We start from the raw sequence: 19,894 nt of genomic DNA, 5'->3' as shown, positions 1-19,894 counted from the left end.
TCAGTTTTTTTCCGGGTTGCGATACTGCTCGTTGACGAGGCCGAACTCCATCATCAGGCGGCCGCAGGCCACATGGAAGTGGTAAAATCCCGCCGACGGCAGCTTGCTTGATCTCCACAAAGCGACGCCACGAAAAGGCGAGGCCGCCAGCAGAGCCAGAGATTTGGCGATCGTTTTGGCACGACCGGCAAGTTGAGGAGCGGCGCGATGTTCGAGCAGGGCCGAGATCGCCCCGTTTCGACGGCTGCGCGCCCTGATCCAGGACATTTCGGTTCGCCGCGAAGGAATAGTTTCGGCAACCCAGGCCTCCACAGCCCAGGCGAAGGTGAAATCCTTTTCCCGGCACCGGCGATAGAAATCGCTGTCTCCCCCACCGATGAAATTGAACAGCGGATCGAGGAATGGCCTCGGCATCGCGTCGAGCACCGGCCGTGTGATCAGGACGTTGCCGGAGGAGTATAGGATCGGAACGGGGCCTGTCGTGTCGTAATGAGGCATGAAGACCGGATGCCGTTTCCGGTCATTGCGGGCCTTGTCTTCGAAATCGGGACGTTGCGGCCCGCCCACCAGATCGGCTTTGGTCTGTCTGTGTACCGAAACAAGACTATCGAGCCAGTCGGGGGCTGCGATCTCGTCGTCGTCGATCACGGCGATGGCCTGCAGGTTGGTGTAGGTCGCAAGCGCCATCGACCAGCCGGCATTGTAAGCGTGGCAATTTCCGCGCTGGTGCGCGATGACGACGAGGGCATTGATCCGGTGGTCGGCGAGGAATGTTTTTGCCGCTTTCGCGCCTTCAAGGCCATCCGCGTCATTCTCCATCACCACGATCGCGAATGGGCAGCCAGGCGCTTGAGAAATCACGGTTTTCAGGGTTTTCAGCAGATGTTCGGGGCGGCGGAACGTCGGCAGCGTGACGACGAGCTCGATGCTGTCATCCGTATCGACCGCCGTCTGGTAAAACAAGGTCACATCCTGGGCGGGCGGGGTCATGGCGGGAGAACCTGTTGAAGCCGAGATCTGAGCAGCACTAAAGCAAATCTTCCTAAACAGATGCTGAATTTCCAAATTCGCTTTTGAATGAATGGTTTAAAGCTCATTTTACGGCGTGTTGCTACAGTTCGAGCGATTGTTCTCGAGTCTCGTGTGGCAGCATGCATCTGGTTTTCGTTTCCTCGTTGGTGCCGGTGGAGAACCCTTCTTCGGGGTTTGATATCGCCAACCGCGCCGTCCTCGACGGTCTTCGTGCCCTCGGCCACCGGGTGAGCGTGATCGGTTACCTGCAGCCGGGGCAGGCCGTGGCGCCGGGTGGCGGTATGCATCTGCTCGGCGAACTGGAAGTCACCAATGCCAAGGTCGGTATGGGGACCAAGCTGCGCTGGCTGGCGACGGCAATTCTCAACCGCACGACCCTGTCTTCGGCCAAGATGCTGCAGGCTGGCCGCACGCATGTCGAAACGCTGCTGCGGGACCTGCAGCCGTTTGACGGGATTATCCTCAATTCCGTGCAATTGCCAGGCGCCTTTACCGCAGCCTTCCAGAAACACCCGACGATCTATGTCGCCCACAATGTCGAGGCGGACTCCGCACTCGAAAATGCCGCCACGGCGTCCGGACGGCTGGAGCGGCTGCTGTTCAAACGCGAGGCGCGTCATCTCGAGCCGGTCGAGCGGCAGCTGACCCAGGGAGCCGCGGCAATCTGGACCTTTGCAGAGGCCGATCGCTTTGGATTCGGCTACGCGGTTTCCGATCGTGCTGCCGTGCTGCCGCTGGTGACGCGCTGGAACCTGCCGGAAAGCCATGTCGAGAAAGTTCCGGAATACGATCTGGCCCTGATCGGCACCTGGAGCTGGCAGGCAAACCGGATCGGCCTCGACTGGTTTCTCTCCGAGGTCGTGCCGCTCTTGCCCGCCGGCATGTCGATCGGCATAGCCGGCCAGTTGCCCGCTGTGCCGGCGGTTTCTCATCCGGGTATCCGTTTCCTCGGCCGGGTGCCGGATGCGCGCGCCTTCGTCGAAGCCGGCGCCGTCGTTCCACTGATCAGCCGCGGCGGCACGGGGGTCCAGCTGAAGACCATCGAGACCTTCGAGCTCGGCATGCCGAGCGTTGCCACCCGCGCATCGCTGCGCGGTATCGGCACGCTCCCCGGCAATTGTGCGGTTGCCGACGATCCCGCCGATTTCGCAAGATTGCTGGTGGAGAAAGTCGCGCAGATCAGGGCAGGCACTTGTCAGCGTTCGTCGGGGGCCGATTTCCATCGGGCGCAGAAAGCCAGGCTGCTCGCGGTGCTGGAACAGGGGCTTTCCCGTTTCGCAAAGCCCGCCACCGGTCTGGCCTTTTCCCGAGAGCAGGGCGATCGATCATCGATCACAATGAAACCGGCCAGCGTGCCCTATGGCTTTGCCGTGCATGAGGGAGGACAATCCCGATGAACATCTTTGCGGGTACATCGATCGTCGCATCGCAACGGATGATCCTCGACATGCCGGTCTGCGACTTCGGCTGGGCGGATGCCTTTGCTTTTGCTGACGAGGTCGCCGCGATGCCGATCGGCCAGACGGTGATATCGTTCCTCAACGCCAACAATGCCAACCTGATGATGCGCGATCCGGAATACCGGGCTGTGCTCAACCGGCATATCGTCCTGCCCGATGGGCATGGTGTCGATCTCGCATCCTGGCTGTTTCACGGAAAGATCTTTCCGGCCAATCTGAATGGCACCGATTTCGTGCCGGCACTGATGACCTATATCACGACGCCGAGGCGGATCGCGATGATCGGTGCCCGTCCGGAGGTCTTGGCACGTGCTGCGGAAAACTTCCGCAAGCACGCACCGTGGCATGAGTTCGTAGCGGTTGCCGACGGCTATATCGATGCCGATCAATCCGACGACGTCATGGCCGAGGTCCGGGCGCTCAAGCCGGATATCCTCTTGATTGCCATGGGCAGCCCGAAGCAGGAGAAGTGGATCGACCGCCATGTCGGCCCCGGCCATGCCCGGCTGGTGATCAGCGTCGGCGCACTGTTCGATTTCATGGCCGAGGAAGTGCCGCGTGCGTCGCCGACCGTGCGTCGCCTGCGTCTGGAATGGTTGCACCGGCTGGTCCAAGAGCCGAGCCGCCTGTGGCGCCGTTATCTCCTCGGAAACCCGTTGTTCATATACTATATTCTTCGCCACAAGCTCTCTGGCGGTAAGAAGGTATCGCCGGTGGGCGGGCGCCGTGCCGGATCTCGATCGTATTGACGGAAACCATGATGCGCACAGCTGTTGTGACCGCCTCCTATGCCAATGATTTCGAGCGCTGCCGTCTGCTGTGCGAGAGCATGGATTTGCGGCTGAAGGGCGATTGGGTCCATTATCTGCTGGTTGCACCCTTCGATGTGGCTCTCTTCCGGCAGCTGGAGGGCTCGCGCCGGCAGGTCGTCAGCGAGAGCGATCTTCTGCCCTGGTGGCTGCGTGCCGTTCCGGACCCGCTCTCGGGCGGTCGCCGCAAGCTCTGGCTCAGCCCCTATGGCCTGCCTCTGCGCGGCTGGCATGTGCAGCAGCTGCGCCGGCTGGCACTGTCCCGGCACATCGAGGAAGCGACCATGTTCGCGGTTGATTCCGACGTGGTGTTCCTGCGTGATTTCGATCCCGCCGATCTTTGGCAGGGGGACCGGCTGACGCTTTACCGCAAGGATGGCGCCATCGGCGCGCGCATGCGTTCCAACCATCTCGAATGGCTTGCCCATTCCGACCGGCTTCTCGGCATCGGTCCCTTCAGCCTGCCCGCCCATGACTATATCAATACGCTGATCGCCTGGCGCACCGACACCTGCCGGGCGCTGCTGGATCATGTCGAGACGCTGCACGGCCGCAACTGGATCCGCGCCGTCACCCGCTCGCGCCAGTTTTCGGAATGCATGATCTACGGCCGCTATGTCGATGAAGTCTTGATGGGCGAGGGGCATGCCGCGTCGCCCGATGGGCTCTGCCATGTCCTCTGGTTCGATGACAGTTACGCACGCGACATCGGCGGGCTCCGGCATTTCATGGATGAGATGGCGCCGCACCAGATCGGTGTCGGCGTTCAGTCCTTCGTCGGGCACGATCTCGCCGACATTCGCAACGTCGTCCTCGAACGCGCTGCCTGATCCCTGTTAGATGACCCGGCCCGTTTCGCGGCGCAGCGCGCTGTAGGTGAGGGCGAAGGAGGCGCCATAGAGCGCCAGGTAGACGCCGTTGAGCAGCGGCGCCCAGTAGGCGACATCGGTGCTGGTGTTGAACACCACGGCGAGCAGGGCGACCTTGACGATCCCCGCGATCACCAGATTGACCATCCGGCGCACCGTACGGCCGGTCGCATAGAGCAATTCCGAGTGATATTCGACCAGATTGCGGAACGACGGCACCAGCAGCACCGCCATCAGGTAGGGCGCCGCCTGTGCGACGTTGTTTCCGAGCCCGCGGGGGACGATCCAGAGGTAGACCGCCATGGCGGTGATCGCCAGGAAAGAGATCCCTGCCACCAGGGATTCGATCGTCAGCCGGGTGCGCCAGGATGAAATCGTGCCCGGCGTGCGCATGATCTTCTGAACCAGCAACGTGTTGAATGATCGCACCGGCAGCGCCGTCAGATCGGCAAGCCGCATGATGATTGCATAGATACCCGAAACCTCCGGTCCGCCGATCGCCAGAACTGCGATCTTGTCGAATTCCGACTGGATGTAGAACAGCACTTCGGCACCGGCGACGGTCACCGAATCCGCCCAGCGGCGGATATACAGCTCCGGCCGCCAGCGCAGCCGCACCTTCGGAAAGAACCAGACGACCGCGATCAGCAGCGCAAGCACATTGGCACCCAGATAAAACAGCGCCCACGTGCCGAGCGATGGCTCGTGCGACAGGGAAAACGCGAGCGCGGCGGCCGTACGGATGCCGGTCCCGATCACCACCAGCAGCGCTGCGCGGCCGAAGCGGCCGAGCCCATTGAGGACGATGACGACGACTTCCAGCCCGCGCCAGCAGATGATCTCAGCCGCCATAAAGGCGAGGAAAACGGAAAGCGTCATATCGCGGTCGAAGACGGCGTAGTAGATCGCAAGGCACAGGACGGCCAGCAGCGGCAGCGACGCCACGGCGCCGGCGACGAAGCCGGCGCTATAGGTGCCGACCAGCAGCGGCTTGACGGTTGCGACGCGGTAGAGCGGCGACATGAAGCCGAAGGCAAGAACCCGCGAAATCATGATACCGGCGGCGGACGCCGTGGCGAACAGGCCGAATTCGGCGATCGAAAGCCCGTTGGCGATGCAGATGAAATAGACCAGCGACAGAACAAGCCTGCCCGCCGATCCGCTCGTCATCGAGATATAGGCATGAATGACGCCGCTGTGGCGCGCATAGAGGGTCTTTGCGAAGTCGATCAAGGGCGGAGTCCAGATGTGCTGCCCCGTTTCTAGCCCCTAAAGCTTAATGAGCGGTTTGAAACCGACGGCTTGCAGCATTTGCCGGCATGCGAACGGCCGTTTGTTAACGGTTTGTTTTCCACAAAAACTTAAGCTTCGTTCACAATTCGTCACTTTGCCCAATTACGGGCGTTTGCAGGCATTGATGTTCGATCCGGAAGACAACAAACGGACTGCGGTTCGCCGCGCCTCCATCGACCTGGGGTCGAAGGAGACGGGAGCGCCGCTGCGTTCGCGGAGATCGGCGGGGGCAGGAGGAAGTGCTCGCGTTGCCCGCAACGCCAGCGAGTTGCTGGACCGCCTGTCCCATTCAGCCGCCAAGCCACAAGCCGCTCGATCCGGCGAGGGCAAGCAGCCCGAGCCGCAGCCTGCCAAGGATGCGGCAAAGAAGAAGACCAGCCGCTTTGCCGGCTGGTTCGGGCGCGGCAAAATCCAGCCGGCACAGGAAGCCCGGAAACAGAACGATCCCACCGCCTATTCTCCGGCAGAGAAGTCACAAGCCTATGGAGAGCAGCAGGACAGGCCGCTGATCGATCTCGCCACGATCCTGACCTCCGTCTGGCAGGTTCGCAGGCTCATCCTGGCACTGACGGTTGTCGGCGCCATCGGTGGTGTGGTTCTCGCCGCGTCGACGCCCAGCGTCTATGTTGCCCAGAGCAAGCTCTATGTCGATCCGCGCGAGGTGCGGTTGACGGATTCGGATCTGTCCAAGGAAAGTCTGGCGACGGAAGCGATCCTGGCGCTGGTCGACAGCCAGCTCGAAGTCTTGCGATCGCGCACGGTTCTGGAAAAGGTCGCCATCGACATGGGGCTCGATCGCGATCCGGAATTCGGCGCTGCCGTCACCGGCAAGGGCGGGCTGGCAGCCGGTATCGAGGTGATCCGCGATCTCGTTTCGCCCGGCAAGGCGCAGCCGGTGCCTGCTTCCGGGGTCAATCCGCGAACGCTGGAAAAATTGAGCGATGCGGTCGCCGTCTCGCGCGATCCGAAAACCTTCATCGTCACCATCGAGGTGAAAAGCCGGGATCCGGCAAAATCGGCGCTGATCGCCAATCGCCTCGTCGCCACCTTTCTCAACGAGGAGCAGGCGGCGCAATCCGGTTTCTTCCAGCGGACGACGGCGGCGCTCGACAGCCGGCTGACCGATCTGCGCAAGGAGCTGGATACGGCTGAAAACGCGGTCGAGAAATACAAGGCCGACCACGATATCGTCGGGGCTGCCGGCGAACTGATTTCCGACAAGCAGCTCCTGGCCCTCAACGATCAGGTCGGCGCGGTCCGCAGCCGTATCGCCGATGCCAGATCGAAAGCCGATGTGGTCACGAAAACCCAGCTGAACGACGTTCTTAGCGGCGCGTTCCCCGAAGAAGTCAGTTCGGTCACGCTGCAGGAGCTGCGCAAGCAATATTCCCAGGCGCGCGCGCAGTTGGGCTCGCTGGATGCAAGCCTTGGCCCGCGCCATCCGCAACGGCTCGCGGCCGTCCAGTCGCTGGAGGTGGCGCGTTCGGAAATCGGCAACGAGCTTCGCCGCATCGAGGCGACGGCGCAGACCGAGCTGGACCGGGCGATCCGGACGGAAAAGGACCTCGTCCAGCAGCTTGCCGTCCAGAAGGCGCAGCAAGTCAATTCGTCGACCGGCTTCATCGAACTGCGCGAACTGGAGCGCAAGGCCAATGCGACGCGGATGATCTACGAATCCTTCCTGAAGCGGGCAAGTGAAACCGGCCAGGAGGAAAAGCTGACCTCGAAGAACATCCGGGTGATCTCCTCGGCGCAGCCGCCGCTTCAGGCAAAGGGCCCTTCGCGCAAGCTGATCGCGATCGGCGGGCTCATTGCAGGGTTCATGGCGGGTGTCGGCCTGGGTATTGCGCTTGGCGCCTACCGGAGTGTGAAGGATCTGCTTCAGCGGTCGAGCCGGCCGGTGGCGACCGTTCCGCAGCGCGATCCGCCCGGGCAGGACGATCATCATCCGGACGGTCCGGGACCGTCGCAGGATCGCGACGACCCGTTGCCGGCACCGGTGGAATACCGGCCCCGCATGCCGTCGGTTCATCATGCGGCCGCATCGGCTGCGGCGCTCTCTGCTTTCCCTCAGCATCAAGCTACGGCATCGGCCGGCCTGCGGGACAGTCTTCGCGAGATGCAGGATAATGATGCAGACGATATCGCGCAGGTTCAGGAAAACTTGCGCGCCCTGCGCTCCCGCGTCGAACATTATGCGAAGCTGCGGGCCGGCGGCCAGCGTTAAGTGTATCCTCTCCACAGGCCCCGACTTGCTCTTGCCGGGCAAACCCGCCCGGACGTTTCCTCAACAATGATAGAAAATGAGACAACCGCAGCGGTCGGGCGCAGGTGCGGCCAGATCGGGCTTGAATTTATTCCATCTGGACAGCATAGGACGCATTGAGGCCACCGATATTTTTTGCTGAAACTAGAGTGAAACAGAACAAACGAGAATCTGGGAGAACACCGTGACGACCGTGATTGATGGCAAGCAAGTTGCAGCGTCGGTGATCGATGCCGTGAAAACCGCGTCGCAGGCATTGACCGAAGAGACAGGCGTCAAGACCGGTCTTGCCGTCGTCATCGTCGGCAACGATCCGGCGAGCCATGCCTACGTGTCCTCCAAGAGCAAGATGGCCAAGGAATGTGGTTTCACCTCGGTGCAGCATACGCTGCCGGAGGAAACCACGCAGGAAGAGCTGGCCGCTCTGGTCCAGACCCTCAACAACGACGCAAGCCTTCACGGCATTCTCGTGCAGCTGCCGCTGCCCAAGCATCTCAATTCCGAGCCGATCATCCAGTCCATCCTGCCGGAAAAGGATGTCGACGGTCTGCATGTCGTCAATGCCGGCAAGCTGGCGACCGGTGATCTCGATGGCGGCCTCGTGTCCTGTACGCCGGCCGGCGCCATGGTGTTCGTCAAGCGCACGCATGGCGAGGACCTCTCCGGCCTCAACGCCGTCGTTATCGGCCGCTCCAACCTGTTCGGCAAGCCGATGGCGCAGTTGCTGCTCGCTGCCAATGCGACCGTGACGATCGCCCATTCGCGCACCAAGGATCTGGCTGCGGTCTGCCGCAACGCCGATATTCTGGTGGCTGCTGTCGGCCGCCCGGAAATGGTCAAGGCGGATTGGGTCAAGCCCGGTGCAACCGTTATCGACGTCGGCATCAATCGCATCGCCGCGCCTGAAAGAGGCGACGGCAAGACCCGTCTGGTGGGCGATGTCGCGTTTGCCGAATGCGCGGAGGTTGCCGCCGTTATCACGCCGGTTCCCGGCGGCGTCGGCCCCATGACCATCGCCATGCTGATGGCCAACACGGTGATCGCCGCCTACCGCAAGGCCGGAAAGACCGCACCGAAGTTCTGACCCTCAAGGTTTGATGGCGGCCGGTTTACGGTTTCGGGGCAGGGCCGGTGGAGGCCCTGATGATCAGTTCCGTTCGCCAGAGTTCCTGATCCGGATAGTCGCCCGTCTTCAGAATGCGGGAGATCAGCCGGGTCGCGATCCGTGCGCCCGCCGCCCGCAGGGACGAGCGCGTCGTCGTCAGCGGAATGCTGAAATTTTCGGGCTTCAGCATCGGCAGCACGTCGTCATGGGCAATCAGCGAGATATCGGAGCCGATCTGTAATCCCGCCTTGTTGATGGCCCTGACCGCACCGAGCGCGATCACGGTGCTGGAACACAAGACTGCGGTCGGAGGCTGTTCCTGCTCCAGAAACCGCTGCATGGCACGGTAGCCGTATTCATCCGTCATCAGCGAGTTCTGGACCAGGCTTTCGTCGAGGCTGAGGCCGTTCTCCTCCAGCGCGCGCCGCATTCCCTTCAGGCGGCGAATGGAAAAGGTGAGGTTTCCCGGTCCGTTGATCAGCGCGATCCGCCGGTGTCCCAGCTGGATCAGCAGGCGCGTCGCGTCATGGAAGGCGCCGGTATTGTCCACATCCAGAAAGGGGTAATCGGCCGGTTGCCCGATCGCCCGCCCATGCACGACAAACGGGATCGACAGCGATTTCAGCATGGCGATGCGCGGATCGTTGGCGCGCACATAGGCAAGGAACAACGCGTCCACATTGCCGCTGGCGGCAAGCCGCTTGAACGTTGCCTCCTCGTCGTCGGGTGCACTCGGATTGATGACGAAATGAAAGTCGTGCCGGACGGATTCCTCGCCGAGCCCCGCCAGAAACTCACCGAAATGCACGTCGGAATCGATCCCCTGGGCGATCGGCATGACGAGCCCGATCGATCCCGCCCGGCCTGTTGCAAGCCTTTGGGCTGCGCGGTTCGGCCGGTAACCGGTCTCGCGTACTGCGCTCAAGACGCGCTGGCGTGTTTCGGCGTTCACTTCCGGGTAGCCGTTGAGCGCCCGGCTGACCGTCGTTTGCGACAGGCCCAGCATCTCCGCCAGCTGCTTCAGATTCACGTTCATGGCGGGCGCATCCTCCCAAAGCGCTTTGATTTTTGTTTGGATTTTGCTTTTTATCCCCAAAGCGCGACGAATTTTGTATCATCGACGTTGTTCGGCAACCAGAAAAATTCACTTCATTGCGCTGCAAACCTTTGCTGCGGTGCATGAATTAGCCATTTCTGTGCCGTTTACGGGAAAGCTCTTGACTCTCTGCCTGCCAAAATGATTTGGTTGAAAACTCAAAGCGCTTTGAATTTTGCGGCGCGGCGATGTTCGCCCGGCATCAATGGGTCGGGTCTTTCTTGGGAGGAAATGACGTGAAGAAAGCATTCTTGATGGGGGTGGCGGCGCTCGCGCTCGTGGCCGGTGCTGCGAATGCAGCCGAACTGAAATTCAAGCCGGGCGAAGATTCCAAATTCAACTGGGCAAGCTTCGAAGAATTCAAGAAGGGCCATGACCTCAAAGGTCAGACCCTGACGATCTTCGGCCCCTGGCGCGGTGAAGACCAGGTGCTGGTCGAGTCCGTGCTCGATTACTTTCGCGATGCCACCGGCGCGGACGTGAAATACTCGTCCTCGGAAAATTACGAGCAGCAGATCGTCATCGACACCCAGGCCGGCAGCCCGCCGGATGTCGCCGTCCTGCCGCAGCCGGGCCTGATCGCCGACCTCGCTTCGAAAGGCTATCTGACGCCGCTCGGCGAAGAGACCAAGAAGTGGCTTCTCGACAATTATGCCGCCGGCCAGTCCTGGGTCGATCTGTCGACCTATGCAGGCAAGGATGGCAAGAAGGAACTCTACGCATTCCCCTACAAGATCGACGTGAAGTCGCTCGTCTGGTACGTGCCGGAAAATTTCGAGGATTCGGGTTATGAAGTTCCCAAGACCATGGAAGAGCTCAAGGCTCTGACCGAGAAGATCGTCGCCGATGGCGGCACGCCATGGTGCATTGGTCTGGGTTCCGGCGGTGCGACCGGCTGGCCGGCGACCGACTGGGTCGAAGACATGATGCTGCGCACGCAGCCGGCCGACGTCTATGACAAGTGGGTCACCAATGCGATCCCGTTCAACGATCCGGCCGTCGTCGGTGCGATCGATGAATTCGGCTGGTTTGCCAAGAACGACAAGAATGTCGATGGCGGTGCTGCGGCCGTTGCGTCTGCCGACTTCCGCGATAGCCCCAAGGGCCTCTTTGCGTCGCCGCCGAAATGCTACCTGCACCATCAGGCATCGTTCATTCCGTCCTTCTTCCCGGAAGGTACGGTCGTTGGCCAGGATGCAGACTTCTTCTACATGCCGCCTTACGCAAGCAAGCCGGAGCTCGGCAATCCGGTTCTCGGTGCCGGCACGCTGGCCATGATCACCAAGGATACGCCGGCTTCGCGCGCCTTCATCGAGTTCCTTGAAACTCCGATTGCGCATGAAGTCTGGATGGCCCAGACAAGCTTCCTGACGCCATTCAAGGGGGTCAACAAGGACACCTATGCCAACGGTCCGATGAAGAAGCAGGGCGAAATCCTGCTGAATGCGACGACTTTCCGCTTCGATGGTTCCGACCTGATGCCGGGCAAGATCGGCGCAGGCGCCTTCTGGACCGGCATGGTCGATTATGTCGGCGGCAAGTCGGCGACCGATGTCGCGGATGGTATCCAGAAGGCATGGGACTCGATCAAGTAAACAGTCGTCCAAAGGGGGCAAACAGCCCCCTTCAACGGCGATGCCCACATCTCCCCCACGCAATGGGGGAGATGACCCGGAAGCACCGTTCGTTCCTGACCGAAAGTTCGTCGCGGAAAACAATGATCTCCCCCGCGGGGGAGATGTCACGAAGTGACAGGGGGTGAACGTGCCCCAGCCAATTTTCCTGGGGAGGAAGTTGCCATGCAGCAGTTGTTATTCGCCATCATCACGATGGCCGCGGGGGTTCTGGCCTGCGCCGCCTATTTCTTCAGTACGAACTGGATTCTCGACAGGCTCTTTCCGTCGAAGGGGCTGACCGGTCCGCTCGCCTCGCGCAACCTGCGCATCACCAACGCCATCAGGCCCTGGCTTTTCCTCGGACCGGCGCTGTTCTCGCTGACCATCTACCTGATCTATCCCGTCATCGCCTCCGTCTGGCTCAGCCTGCATGACAGGGCGGGCGAGAATTTTGTCGGGCTGAACAATTTCATCTGGATGTTCAACGACGGCGAATTCCGCCAGTCGATCTACAACAACTTCCTCTGGCTGCTGGTCGTTCCCGCTGCCGCCACCTTTTTCGGTCTTATCATCGCGGCTCTCACAGACCGGATCTGGTGGGGCAATATCGCCAAGACGCTGATCTTCATGCCGATGGCGATCTCGTTTGTCGGCGCCTCGGTCATCTGGAAGTTCATCTACGATTACCGCGCCGCAGGGACCGAGCAGATCGGTATTCTGAATGCGATCGTCGTCTATTTCGGTGGTACGCCGGAAGCCTGGGTGACACTGCCGTTCTGGAACAATTTCTTCCTGATGGTGATCCTGATCTGGATTCAGACCGGCTTCGCCATGGTCATCCTTTCGGCGGCATTGCGCGGCATTCCGGAAGAAACCATCGAGGCCGCCGTCATCGACGGCGCCAACGGCTTCCAGATCTTCTTCAAGATCATGATTCCGCAGATGTGGGGCACGATCGCCGTCGTCTGGACCACCATCACCATTCTGGTGCTCAAGGTCTTCGACATCGTTCTCGCCATGACCAACGGGCAGTGGCAAAGCCAGGTCCTTGCCAATCTCATGTTCGACTGGATGTTCCGCGGTGGCGGTGACTTCGGCCGCGGTGCGGCGATCGCCGTCATCATCATGGTGCTGGTGATCCCGATCATGATCTGGAACATCCGCAACGCGACCAAGGAAATGGAGGGCCACTGAGATGATTGCTTCTTCCCGCTCGCCGCTCGTCTGGCTCGTCCATATCTCCGTCATCCTGCTTGTCGTCCTGTGGACCCTGCCGACCGCCGGCCTGCTGATCTCGTCGCTGCGTGACAAGGATCAGCTGGCGGTTTCCGGCTGGTGGACCGCGCTGTCGACATCGACCCAGAATCTCGTGTTCCGCGCCCCGGGCGCCGACACCCAGGTCGAGAAGGACGGAAAATTCGTCATTGCCGGCAATATGCTGGAAGGCCAGTCCGGCCAGGTTTCGGCCTTCGGTTTCAACAGCAAGGACCCGGCTGCGTTCCAACCGGGCCAGTCCGCCGATCTTCCGAGTGGCGAAAAGCTGACGGTCCAGGCCGACGGCGCTTTCGAGATCGCCTCCGACAAGGCGATGGACGGTGCGCGTGGCCAGCGCATCTTCTATACCGCCGCCATCCCGCCGCGCTTCACCTTCGACAATTATCGTGAAGTCATGCGCGCCGAAGGCATCGGCGCCTCTTTCATCAACTCGCTGACGGTCGCCATTCCGGCAACGATCATCCCGATCCTCGTGGCTGCCTTTGCGGCTTATGCGCTGGCGTGGATGAAATTCCCCGGCCGGGCCATCCTGATTGCCGTCGTCGTCGGTCTGCTCGTCGTGCCGCTGCAGATGTCGCTGATCCCGCTTCTGAAGCTCTACAATGGCGTCGGCGCGTTTCTCGGCGTGCCGGCCAAGACCTATGTCGGCATCTGGCTGGCGCATATGGGTTTCGGCCTGCCGCTGGCGATCTATCTGCTTCGTAACTACATGGCCGGCCTGCCGCGCGAAATCATGGAATCGGCCCGGGTCGATGGCGCCAGCGATTTCGATATCTTCATCAAGATCATCCTGCCCCTGTCCTTCCCGGCGCTCGCGTCCTTCTCGATCTTCCAGTTCCTGTGGACCTGGAACGACCTTCTGGTCGCCATGGTCTTCCTCGGCACCGGCAATAACGAACTGGTCCTGACCGGACGCCTCGTTAACCTGCTCGGATCGCGCGGCGGCAACTGGGAAATCCTCACGGCATCGGCTTTCGTCACCATCATCGTTCCCCTGATCGTCTTCTTCACCCTGCAGCGCTACCTCGTGCGCGGCCTGCTGGCGGGATCGGTCAAGGGCGGCTGAGACTTCTTCACAAGGACTTCGACAGGAATGAATAAGAGCATGACCCAGGCCAGTGGTTCCATTTTGCAGGCAGACCGTGACTGGTGGCGTGGCGCGGTGATCTACCAGATCTATCCGCGCTCCTACCAGGATAGCAACGGCGACGGCATCGGCGACCTGAAGGGCATCACCGCCCGCCTGCCGCATATTGCCTCGCTCGGTGTCGATGCGATCTGGATTTCGCCGTTCTTCACCTCGCCGATGAAGGACTTCGGCTACGACGTTTCCAACTATATCGATGTCGATCCGATCTTCGGCCTGCTCGCCGATTTCGACGCTCTGATCGCAGAGGCCCATCGCCTTGGCATCCGTGTGATGATCGATCTGGTGCTGTCGCATACCTCGGACCAGCATCCCTGGTTCGTCGAAAGCCGCTCCAGCCGCTCCAATCCCAAGGCGGACTGGTATGTCTGGTCGGATTCCAAGCCGGATGGCACGCCGCCCAACAACTGGATGTCGATCTTCGGCGGCTCGGCCTGGCAGTGGGATCCGACGCGGCTGCAATATTACATGCACAACTTCCTGACTTCGCAGCCGGATCTCAACCTGCACAATCCGCAGGTTCAGGACGCACTTCTCGCCGTCGAACGCTTCTGGTTGGAACGCGGCGTCGACGGTTTCCGTCTGGATACGATCAACTTCTATTTCCACGATCTCGAACTGCGCGACAATCCGGCGCTGGCGCCCGAGCGCCGCAATGCCAACACGGCACCGGCCGTGAACCCGTACAACTATCAGGAACATCTTTACGACAAGAACCGGCCGGAAAACCTCGAATTCCTCAAGCGCTTCCGCGCGGTGATGGACGAGTTTCCGGCGATCGCCGCCGTCGGTGAAGTCGGCGACAGCCAGATCGGCCTCGAGATTGCCGGGCAGTACACCTCGGGCAACGACAAGATGCATATGTGCTATGCCTTCGAATTCCTGGCGCCCGATCCGCTGACGCCGGCAGGTGTCGCGCAGGTGCTGCACGATTTTGCCCGGGCCGCGCCGGAAGGCTGGGCCTGCTGGGCTTTTTCCAACCATGACGTCGTGCGCCATGTTACCCGCTGGGGCCAGGATATCGTCGATCATCAGGCGCATGCGAAGTTCCTCGCCAGCCTGCTGATGACCCTTCGCGGTTCCGTCTGCATCTATCAGGGCGAGGAGCTTGGACTGACGGAAGCCGATCTTGCTTTTGAAGACCTTCAGGATCCCTACGGCATCCAGTTCTGGCCGGACTTCAAGGGCCGCGACGGCTGCCGCACGCCGATGGTCTGGGAAAAGGATGCGGTCAATGGTGGGTTCGGCACCGGCAAGCCATGGCTTCCCGTGCCGCCGGAACATGTGCGCAGCGCCGTCTCGGTGCAGCAGACGGACCCGAATTCGGTGCTCAACCACTACCGGCGGTTCCTGGCCTTCCGCAAACAGTATCCGGCTTTCGCCAAGGGCGAGATCGAGTTTCGCACCAGCGAAGCGCCATTGCTTAGTTTTGAGCGAACGTTCGGCAATGAGACGATCCTGTGCCTGTTCAACATGAGCGGCGAAACGGTCACCACCGAACGGCCGGCCGAACGGCTTGAGGTGCTGGAAGGCCATGGCTTCGGCGCGCAACTGAGCGAAGACAAGATCACCCTACCGGCCTGGAGCGGCTTTTTCGCCCGTGTCGACTAATCGGATCAAGCCGGCATCCATGGGTGCCGATAAAAATGAGAGAATGAAGGGGAGGATGACATGGCAGGATTGCAACTGAAGAATATCCGCAAGTCCTATGGCGCGGTGGATGTCATCCATGGCATCGATCTTGATATCAGGCAGGGGGAATTCGTTGTCTTCGTCGGCCCGTCCGGCTGCGGAAAATCGACCTTGCTGCGCATGATCGCAGGCCTTGAAGAAATCTCCGGCGGCGAGATGTATATTGCCGAGCGGCTGGTCAATGAGGTGCCGCCCTCGCAGCGCGGGATCGCCATGGTGTTCCAGTCCTATGCGCTCTACCCGCATATGACCGTCTACGACAACATGGCCTTCGGCATGCGCATCGCCAAGGAATCGAAGGAAGAGATCGACCGTCGCGTCCGCGCTGCCGCCGATATCCTGCAACTGACCCAGTATCTCGACCGCCTGCCGAAAGCGCTCTCCGGCGGCCAGCGTCAGCGCGTTGCCATCGGGCGGGCGATCTGCCGCGATCCGAAGGTCTTCCTGTTCGACGAGCCGCTGTCCAACCTCGACGCGGCCCTGCGCGTCGCCACGCGCATCGAGATCGCCAAGCTGAACGAGTCGATGCCGGACACGACGATGATCTACGTCACCCACGACCAGGTGGAGGCGATGACGCTCGCCGACCGTATCGTCGTGCTTTCGGCCGGTCATATCGAGCAGGTCGGTCCGCCGCTGGAACTGTACGAGCGTCCGGCCAACCTTTTCGTGGCCCGCTTCATCGGCTCGCCGGCGATGAACATCATCCCGGCGAAGATCGTCGGCACCGGTGCCGAGACCACGGTCGAATTGCCGGGCGGCAAGACGGATGTTCTCGATATCCCGACCGCGGCGACCGAAAACGGCAAGGCGGCAAGCTTCGGCGTCCGGCCCGAGGACCTGCGGGTTTCGACCGGCGACACCTTCCTGTTCGAAGGCACGGTCGCCATCATCGAGGCGCTGGGCGAGGTCACGCTTCTTTACATCGAGGGACTGGTTGCCAACGAGCCGATCATCGCCAAGGTGCCCGGTATCCTCGATATCAAACGCGGCGAGAAAGTCCGCTTCACGGCAGACAAGGCAAAGCTGCATCTGTTCGACGCCAACGGCAAAAGCTACCGCGCCTGACGCGGAGTTTTTATTGTCAAAGCCCGCCTGGATTGCAATTCCGGGCGGGTTTTTGCGCGAACTGTGCCGAAATCGCGCGCCGGCTTACGCTCTGTTAAATCTCTGTTGCTACTGTTTTTGCGACCGAAGGCGAGGGAGCGGAAGATGCGGGGACAGGCATCCGATAGACCGACATATTTCAGCAAGGAAGAATCCTTCATGTACGATCGGGAAGCCAACTTCCCGATGGAGGATACGCGCAATGAGGCCCGGATCGAATACACCGAAAAGGGTATGCTGAACCTCTCCTCGCGCCGCTGCGAAGTGTTGAAGATATCGAAAAGCAGCGCCGTCATCGGTATCATCACGCAGTTCAAGCTGCCTCAGAACTTTTATCTCGATATTCCAAGCGCCCGCATCGGCATGATCGGCTGCCTCGTCAAGCGCGTGCACGCCAACAACATCATCGAAGCACGTTTTCTGCGCCTGATGTCGGATCGCGATCTCAACCGGATTTTCGTCTACTCGACGCATCCCAATCACCGCAATCGGGTTCTTGATATCTACAGCTAAGCGAACGGAGGTGGGGGGCAGCGACATCAAGCGTGATCGTCAATCTCAATGAAACGCCCCCTCCCAGTCATAAGCCAAGTCCGTTTGGCTGAAGTCGTCGCCCTTGTAGACCAGCGGGATCATCATACTCTTTGCGATCGCATAGGCAGCGCAATCGCCGAAGTTCAGACGCGCCTTTGGGTGAATGCCTTTTCCGTAGATGCTGTAGGCTTCCAACGCCATATTGGCGTATTTTCGATCAAAGCCGATTTCCGAGATACCGTGTGCGTCGATAAAGTCTTTGAGCACGTCTACCGCACGCATGCCACGCCTCGTCAGCAACACGATCGAAGCTTCATAGATGGTCACCGAAGAAATGTATAAATTCGGAATCTGTGCCAGCCAAGTCGCATAGACACTTGCATCCGGTTCTTGCTCGAAGATTGCGATAAGGACGGATGTGTCGATAGCTGCGGCGTCAATCGCCAATGCCATCCAGTATCTCCTGCGGCGTGCGGCTGCTTATGAGTGGCATATCGGCCACCTTTTTACCGAGTGCCATGATCGCGGATGCATCAAGACCCTTTGAGGTAAGGTGTTGACGATCCGGACGACGCTCCGTCATCTCGGTCTCTTCCGTTGTGGCATCAGACTTTCGGCGATGTAATCTCAAAGCATTGCTCCGCGCTGAGCTCATACGATACCACCGCCATGGCAAACGTCAAACAGGCACGGCCACGGCCGTGAAGCCTTCGGTCAGAGAATAAGGGCCCCTGCTTTCAGTGAAAAAACACACTGGCGCCGTGGTCGGCAGAGCCGGTGGCGGCGCGGAAGGGGGCGAAGAGCTCGCGGCCCATGCCGAATTCGTTCTCCGACAGATCGGCCTCGGCAGGCGGGCGGGCGGCCAGTTCGGCGGCATCGACAAGCACCTGGATCGTGCCGTGGATGGCATCGAGCCGGATGATGTCGCCTTCGCGGATCTTCGAGATCGGCCCGCCATCTTTGGCTTCGGGCGTCATGTGGATCGCCGAAGGCACCTTGCCCGAGGCGCCGGACATGCGCCCGTCTGTCACCAGCGCCACCGTCTGGCCGCGATCCTGCAGGATGCCGAGCACGGTGGTCAGCTTGTGCAACTCGGGCATGCCGTTGGCCTTGGGTCCCTGGAAACGGACGACGGCGACGAAGTCACCCTCGAGCTTGCCTTCCTTGAAGGCCGTCTGCAATTCCGATTGATCGTGGAAGATTTTCGCGGGAGCCTCGATGACATGGCGCTCCGGCTTGACGGCCGAAATCTTGATGACGGCCTTGCCGAGATTGCCGGTCAGCATCTTCAGGCCGCCGGAATGCTGGAAGGGGTGTTCGACGGTCGAAAGCACCTTGGGATCGTGGCTGACTTCCGGCGCGGGTTCGCGGGCGACGGTGCCGTTCTCGCCGAGCTTGACGTCGATCGCATAGGCATCGAGCCCCTGGCCGAAGACAGTGCGCACGTCGTCGTGCAGCAAGCCATGCTTGAGAAGCTGGCTGATCAGGTAACCCATGCCGCCGGCGGCATGGAAATGGTTCACGTCGGCAAGCCCGTTCGGATAGACGCGGGCCAGCAGCGGGATGATGTCGGAAAGTTCCGAAATGTCCTGCCATGTCAGCGCGATGCCGGCCGAACGGGCCATGGCGACGAGGTGCATGGTGTGGTTGGTCGAGCCGCCGGTCGCGTGCAGGCCGACGACGCCGTTGACGATCGAGCGCTCGTCGATCATCTCGCCCGCCGGCGTGAATTCATTGCCGAGCGCGGTGATGGCCAGTGCCCGTTTGGTGGCTTCGCGGGTCAGCGCGTCGCGTAGCGGCGTGCCCGGGTTGATGAAGGAGGCGCCGGGCAGATGGAAGCCCATGATCTCCATCAGCATCTGGTTGGAATTGGCGGTGCCGTAGAAGGTACAGGTGCCGGGACCGTGGTAGGATTTCGATTCCGCTTCAAGCAGTTCGTCGCGGCCGACCTTGCCTTCGGCAAACAGCTGGCGCACCCGCGACTTCTCGTCGTTCGGCAGACCGGTCGTCATCGGGCCGGCCGGAATGAACACGGCGGGCAGGTGGCCGAAGGTCATGGCGGCGATCATCAGTCCGGGCACGATCTTGTCGCAGACGCCGAGATAGACGGTCGAGTCGAACATGTTGTGCGACAGGCCGACGCCGGCTGCCATGGCGATCAGGTCGCGCGAAAACAGCGACAGTTCCATGCCGGGCTGCCCCTGCGTGACGCCATCACACATCGCGGGAACGCCGCCGGCCACCTGTGCCACGCCGCCGGCTTCATGGGCCGCCTGGCGGATCAGCGCCGGATAAGTCTCGAACGGCTGATGGGCCGAAAGCATGTCATTGTAAGAGGTGATGATACCGAGATTCGGCACCTCGTCGCCCGAAAGGGCGACCTTTTCGGAGGGGGAACAGACGGCGAAGCCATGGGCAAGGTTGCCGCAGCCGAGAACCGATCGGCTGACGCGCTTGGAGGCGGCCGATCGAACGCGTGCGAGATAGGGCTCGCGGTAGGGTTTGGAGCGTTCGACGATGCGTGCGGTGATCGCGGCAATGCGGCTGTCGGCGGACATGGCAATCCTGTTCCGGAGTGTTCGGCACTCCTGTG

Annotated in this window: 18 protein-coding genes; 12 read left to right on the top strand and 6 right to left on the bottom strand. The window is 61.1% G+C overall.

Features of this window, described 5'->3' with window-relative positions; translation table 11 throughout:
* A complete protein-coding gene (locus tag ADU59_RS25665) occupies nt 1-990 on the bottom strand; it encodes a glycosyltransferase family 2 protein (RefSeq protein WP_068957970.1) in 990 nt (329 codons plus the stop codon).
* A gap of 161 nt (nt 991-1,151) precedes the next feature.
* Here ADU59_RS25665 and ADU59_RS25660 point away from each other — a divergent pair, with 161 nt between their 5' ends.
* The 3 genes from ADU59_RS25660 to ADU59_RS25650 are packed head-to-tail and all read left to right on the top strand — an operon-like array spanning nt 1,152 to nt 4,131.
* Nucleotides 1,152-2,429, top strand: a complete 1,278-nt coding sequence (locus ADU59_RS25660; RefSeq protein ID WP_068957968.1) for a glycosyltransferase — start codon at nt 1,152-1,154, stop codon at nt 2,427-2,429.
* Nucleotides 2,426-3,241: a WecB/TagA/CpsF family glycosyltransferase gene (locus ADU59_RS25655; protein ID WP_068957966.1), complete on the top strand. Its 816-nt coding sequence runs from the start codon at nt 2,426-2,428 to the stop codon at nt 3,239-3,241. Before ADU59_RS25660 ends, ADU59_RS25655 begins: the two co-directional genes overlap by 4 nt.
* Before the next feature lie 11 nt (nt 3,242-3,252).
* Entirely contained in the window at nt 3,253-4,131 is an 879-nt protein-coding gene (locus ADU59_RS25650; protein WP_068957964.1) for a DUF6492 family protein, read from the top strand.
* Between the two features lie 6 nt (nt 4,132-4,137).
* Here the strand turns inward: ADU59_RS25650 and ADU59_RS25645 are convergent, their stop codons facing one another.
* Entirely contained in the window at nt 4,138-5,403 is a 1,266-nt protein-coding gene (locus ADU59_RS25645; RefSeq protein WP_083198424.1) for a lipopolysaccharide biosynthesis protein, read from the bottom strand.
* Between the two features lie 184 nt (nt 5,404-5,587).
* On the opposite strand from ADU59_RS25645, the gene ADU59_RS25640 reads away from it, so the two are divergent.
* Nucleotides 5,588-7,690: a GumC family protein gene (locus ADU59_RS25640; RefSeq protein ID WP_068957961.1), complete on the top strand. Its 2,103-nt coding sequence runs from the start codon at nt 5,588-5,590 to the stop codon at nt 7,688-7,690.
* Nucleotides 7,691-7,913: 223 nt separating this feature from the next.
* A complete protein-coding gene (gene folD / locus ADU59_RS25635; RefSeq protein ID WP_068957959.1) occupies nt 7,914-8,813 on the top strand; it encodes a bifunctional methylenetetrahydrofolate dehydrogenase/methenyltetrahydrofolate cyclohydrolase FolD in 900 nt (299 codons plus the stop codon).
* Between the two features lie 25 nt (nt 8,814-8,838).
* On the opposite strand, the gene ADU59_RS25630 is transcribed toward folD, so the two are convergent.
* Nucleotides 8,839-9,870, bottom strand: coding sequence for a LacI family DNA-binding transcriptional regulator (locus tag ADU59_RS25630; RefSeq protein ID WP_068957957.1), 1,032 nt, complete (start codon nt 9,868-9,870; stop codon nt 8,839-8,841).
* Here ADU59_RS25630 and ADU59_RS30435 point away from each other — a divergent pair.
* From ADU59_RS30435 to ADU59_RS25600, 7 genes are all read left to right on the top strand, one after another.
* On the top strand, nt 9,869-10,075 hold the full coding sequence (locus tag ADU59_RS30435) for a hypothetical protein (protein WP_139093225.1): 207 nt from the start codon (nt 9,869-9,871) through the stop codon (nt 10,073-10,075). The two genes, ADU59_RS25630 and ADU59_RS30435, sit on opposite strands and share 2 nt — an antisense overlap.
* A gap of 109 nt (nt 10,076-10,184) precedes the next feature.
* Nucleotides 10,185-11,525, top strand: coding sequence for an ABC transporter substrate-binding protein (locus ADU59_RS25625; protein WP_425332056.1), 1,341 nt, complete (start codon nt 10,185-10,187; stop codon nt 11,523-11,525).
* Nucleotides 11,526-11,729: 204 nt separating this feature from the next.
* Nucleotides 11,730-12,740, top strand: a complete 1,011-nt coding sequence (locus ADU59_RS25620) for a carbohydrate ABC transporter permease (protein WP_068957955.1) — start codon at nt 11,730-11,732, stop codon at nt 12,738-12,740.
* 1 nt (nt 12,741) lies between these two features.
* Complete coding sequence (locus tag ADU59_RS25615; protein WP_068957953.1) at nt 12,742-13,887, top strand: carbohydrate ABC transporter permease; 1,146 nt, start codon at nt 12,742-12,744, stop codon at nt 13,885-13,887.
* Nucleotides 13,888-13,926: 39 nt separating this feature from the next.
* Nucleotides 13,927-15,579: a beta-galactosidase BglA gene (gene bglA / locus ADU59_RS25610; RefSeq protein ID WP_068957951.1), complete on the top strand. Its 1,653-nt coding sequence runs from the start codon at nt 13,927-13,929 to the stop codon at nt 15,577-15,579.
* Nucleotides 15,580-15,639: 60 nt separating this feature from the next.
* Nucleotides 15,640-16,728, top strand: coding sequence for an ABC transporter ATP-binding protein (locus tag ADU59_RS25605; protein ID WP_068957950.1), 1,089 nt, complete (start codon nt 15,640-15,642; stop codon nt 16,726-16,728).
* Nucleotides 16,729-16,872: 144 nt separating this feature from the next.
* Complete coding sequence (locus tag ADU59_RS25600; protein WP_083198422.1) at nt 16,873-17,280, top strand: hypothetical protein; 408 nt, start codon at nt 16,873-16,875, stop codon at nt 17,278-17,280.
* Nucleotides 17,281-17,325: 45 nt separating this feature from the next.
* On the opposite strand, the gene ADU59_RS25595 is transcribed toward ADU59_RS25600, so the two are convergent.
* From ADU59_RS25595 to edd, 3 genes are all read right to left on the bottom strand, one after another.
* Complete coding sequence (locus ADU59_RS25595) at nt 17,326-17,754, bottom strand: type II toxin-antitoxin system VapC family toxin (RefSeq protein ID WP_068957947.1); 429 nt, start codon at nt 17,752-17,754, stop codon at nt 17,326-17,328.
* On the bottom strand, nt 17,738-17,884 hold the full coding sequence (locus ADU59_RS30760) for a hypothetical protein (protein WP_158515770.1): 147 nt from the start codon (nt 17,882-17,884) through the stop codon (nt 17,738-17,740). The genes ADU59_RS25595 and ADU59_RS30760 overlap by 17 nt, the downstream gene beginning before the upstream one ends.
* 154 nt (nt 17,885-18,038) lie before the next feature.
* Entirely contained in the window at nt 18,039-19,859 is a 1,821-nt protein-coding gene (edd, locus tag ADU59_RS25590) for a phosphogluconate dehydratase (RefSeq protein ID WP_068957944.1), read from the bottom strand.
* Nucleotides 19,860-19,894 lie beyond the last annotated feature (35 nt).

Source organism: Pararhizobium polonicum (genome assembly GCF_001687365.1).
Taxonomy (GTDB): domain Bacteria; phylum Pseudomonadota; class Alphaproteobacteria; order Rhizobiales; family Rhizobiaceae; genus Pararhizobium; species Pararhizobium polonicum.
The sequence above is the reverse complement of the archived record's forward strand: the minus strand, read 5'-3'. Positions and strand labels throughout refer to the sequence as shown.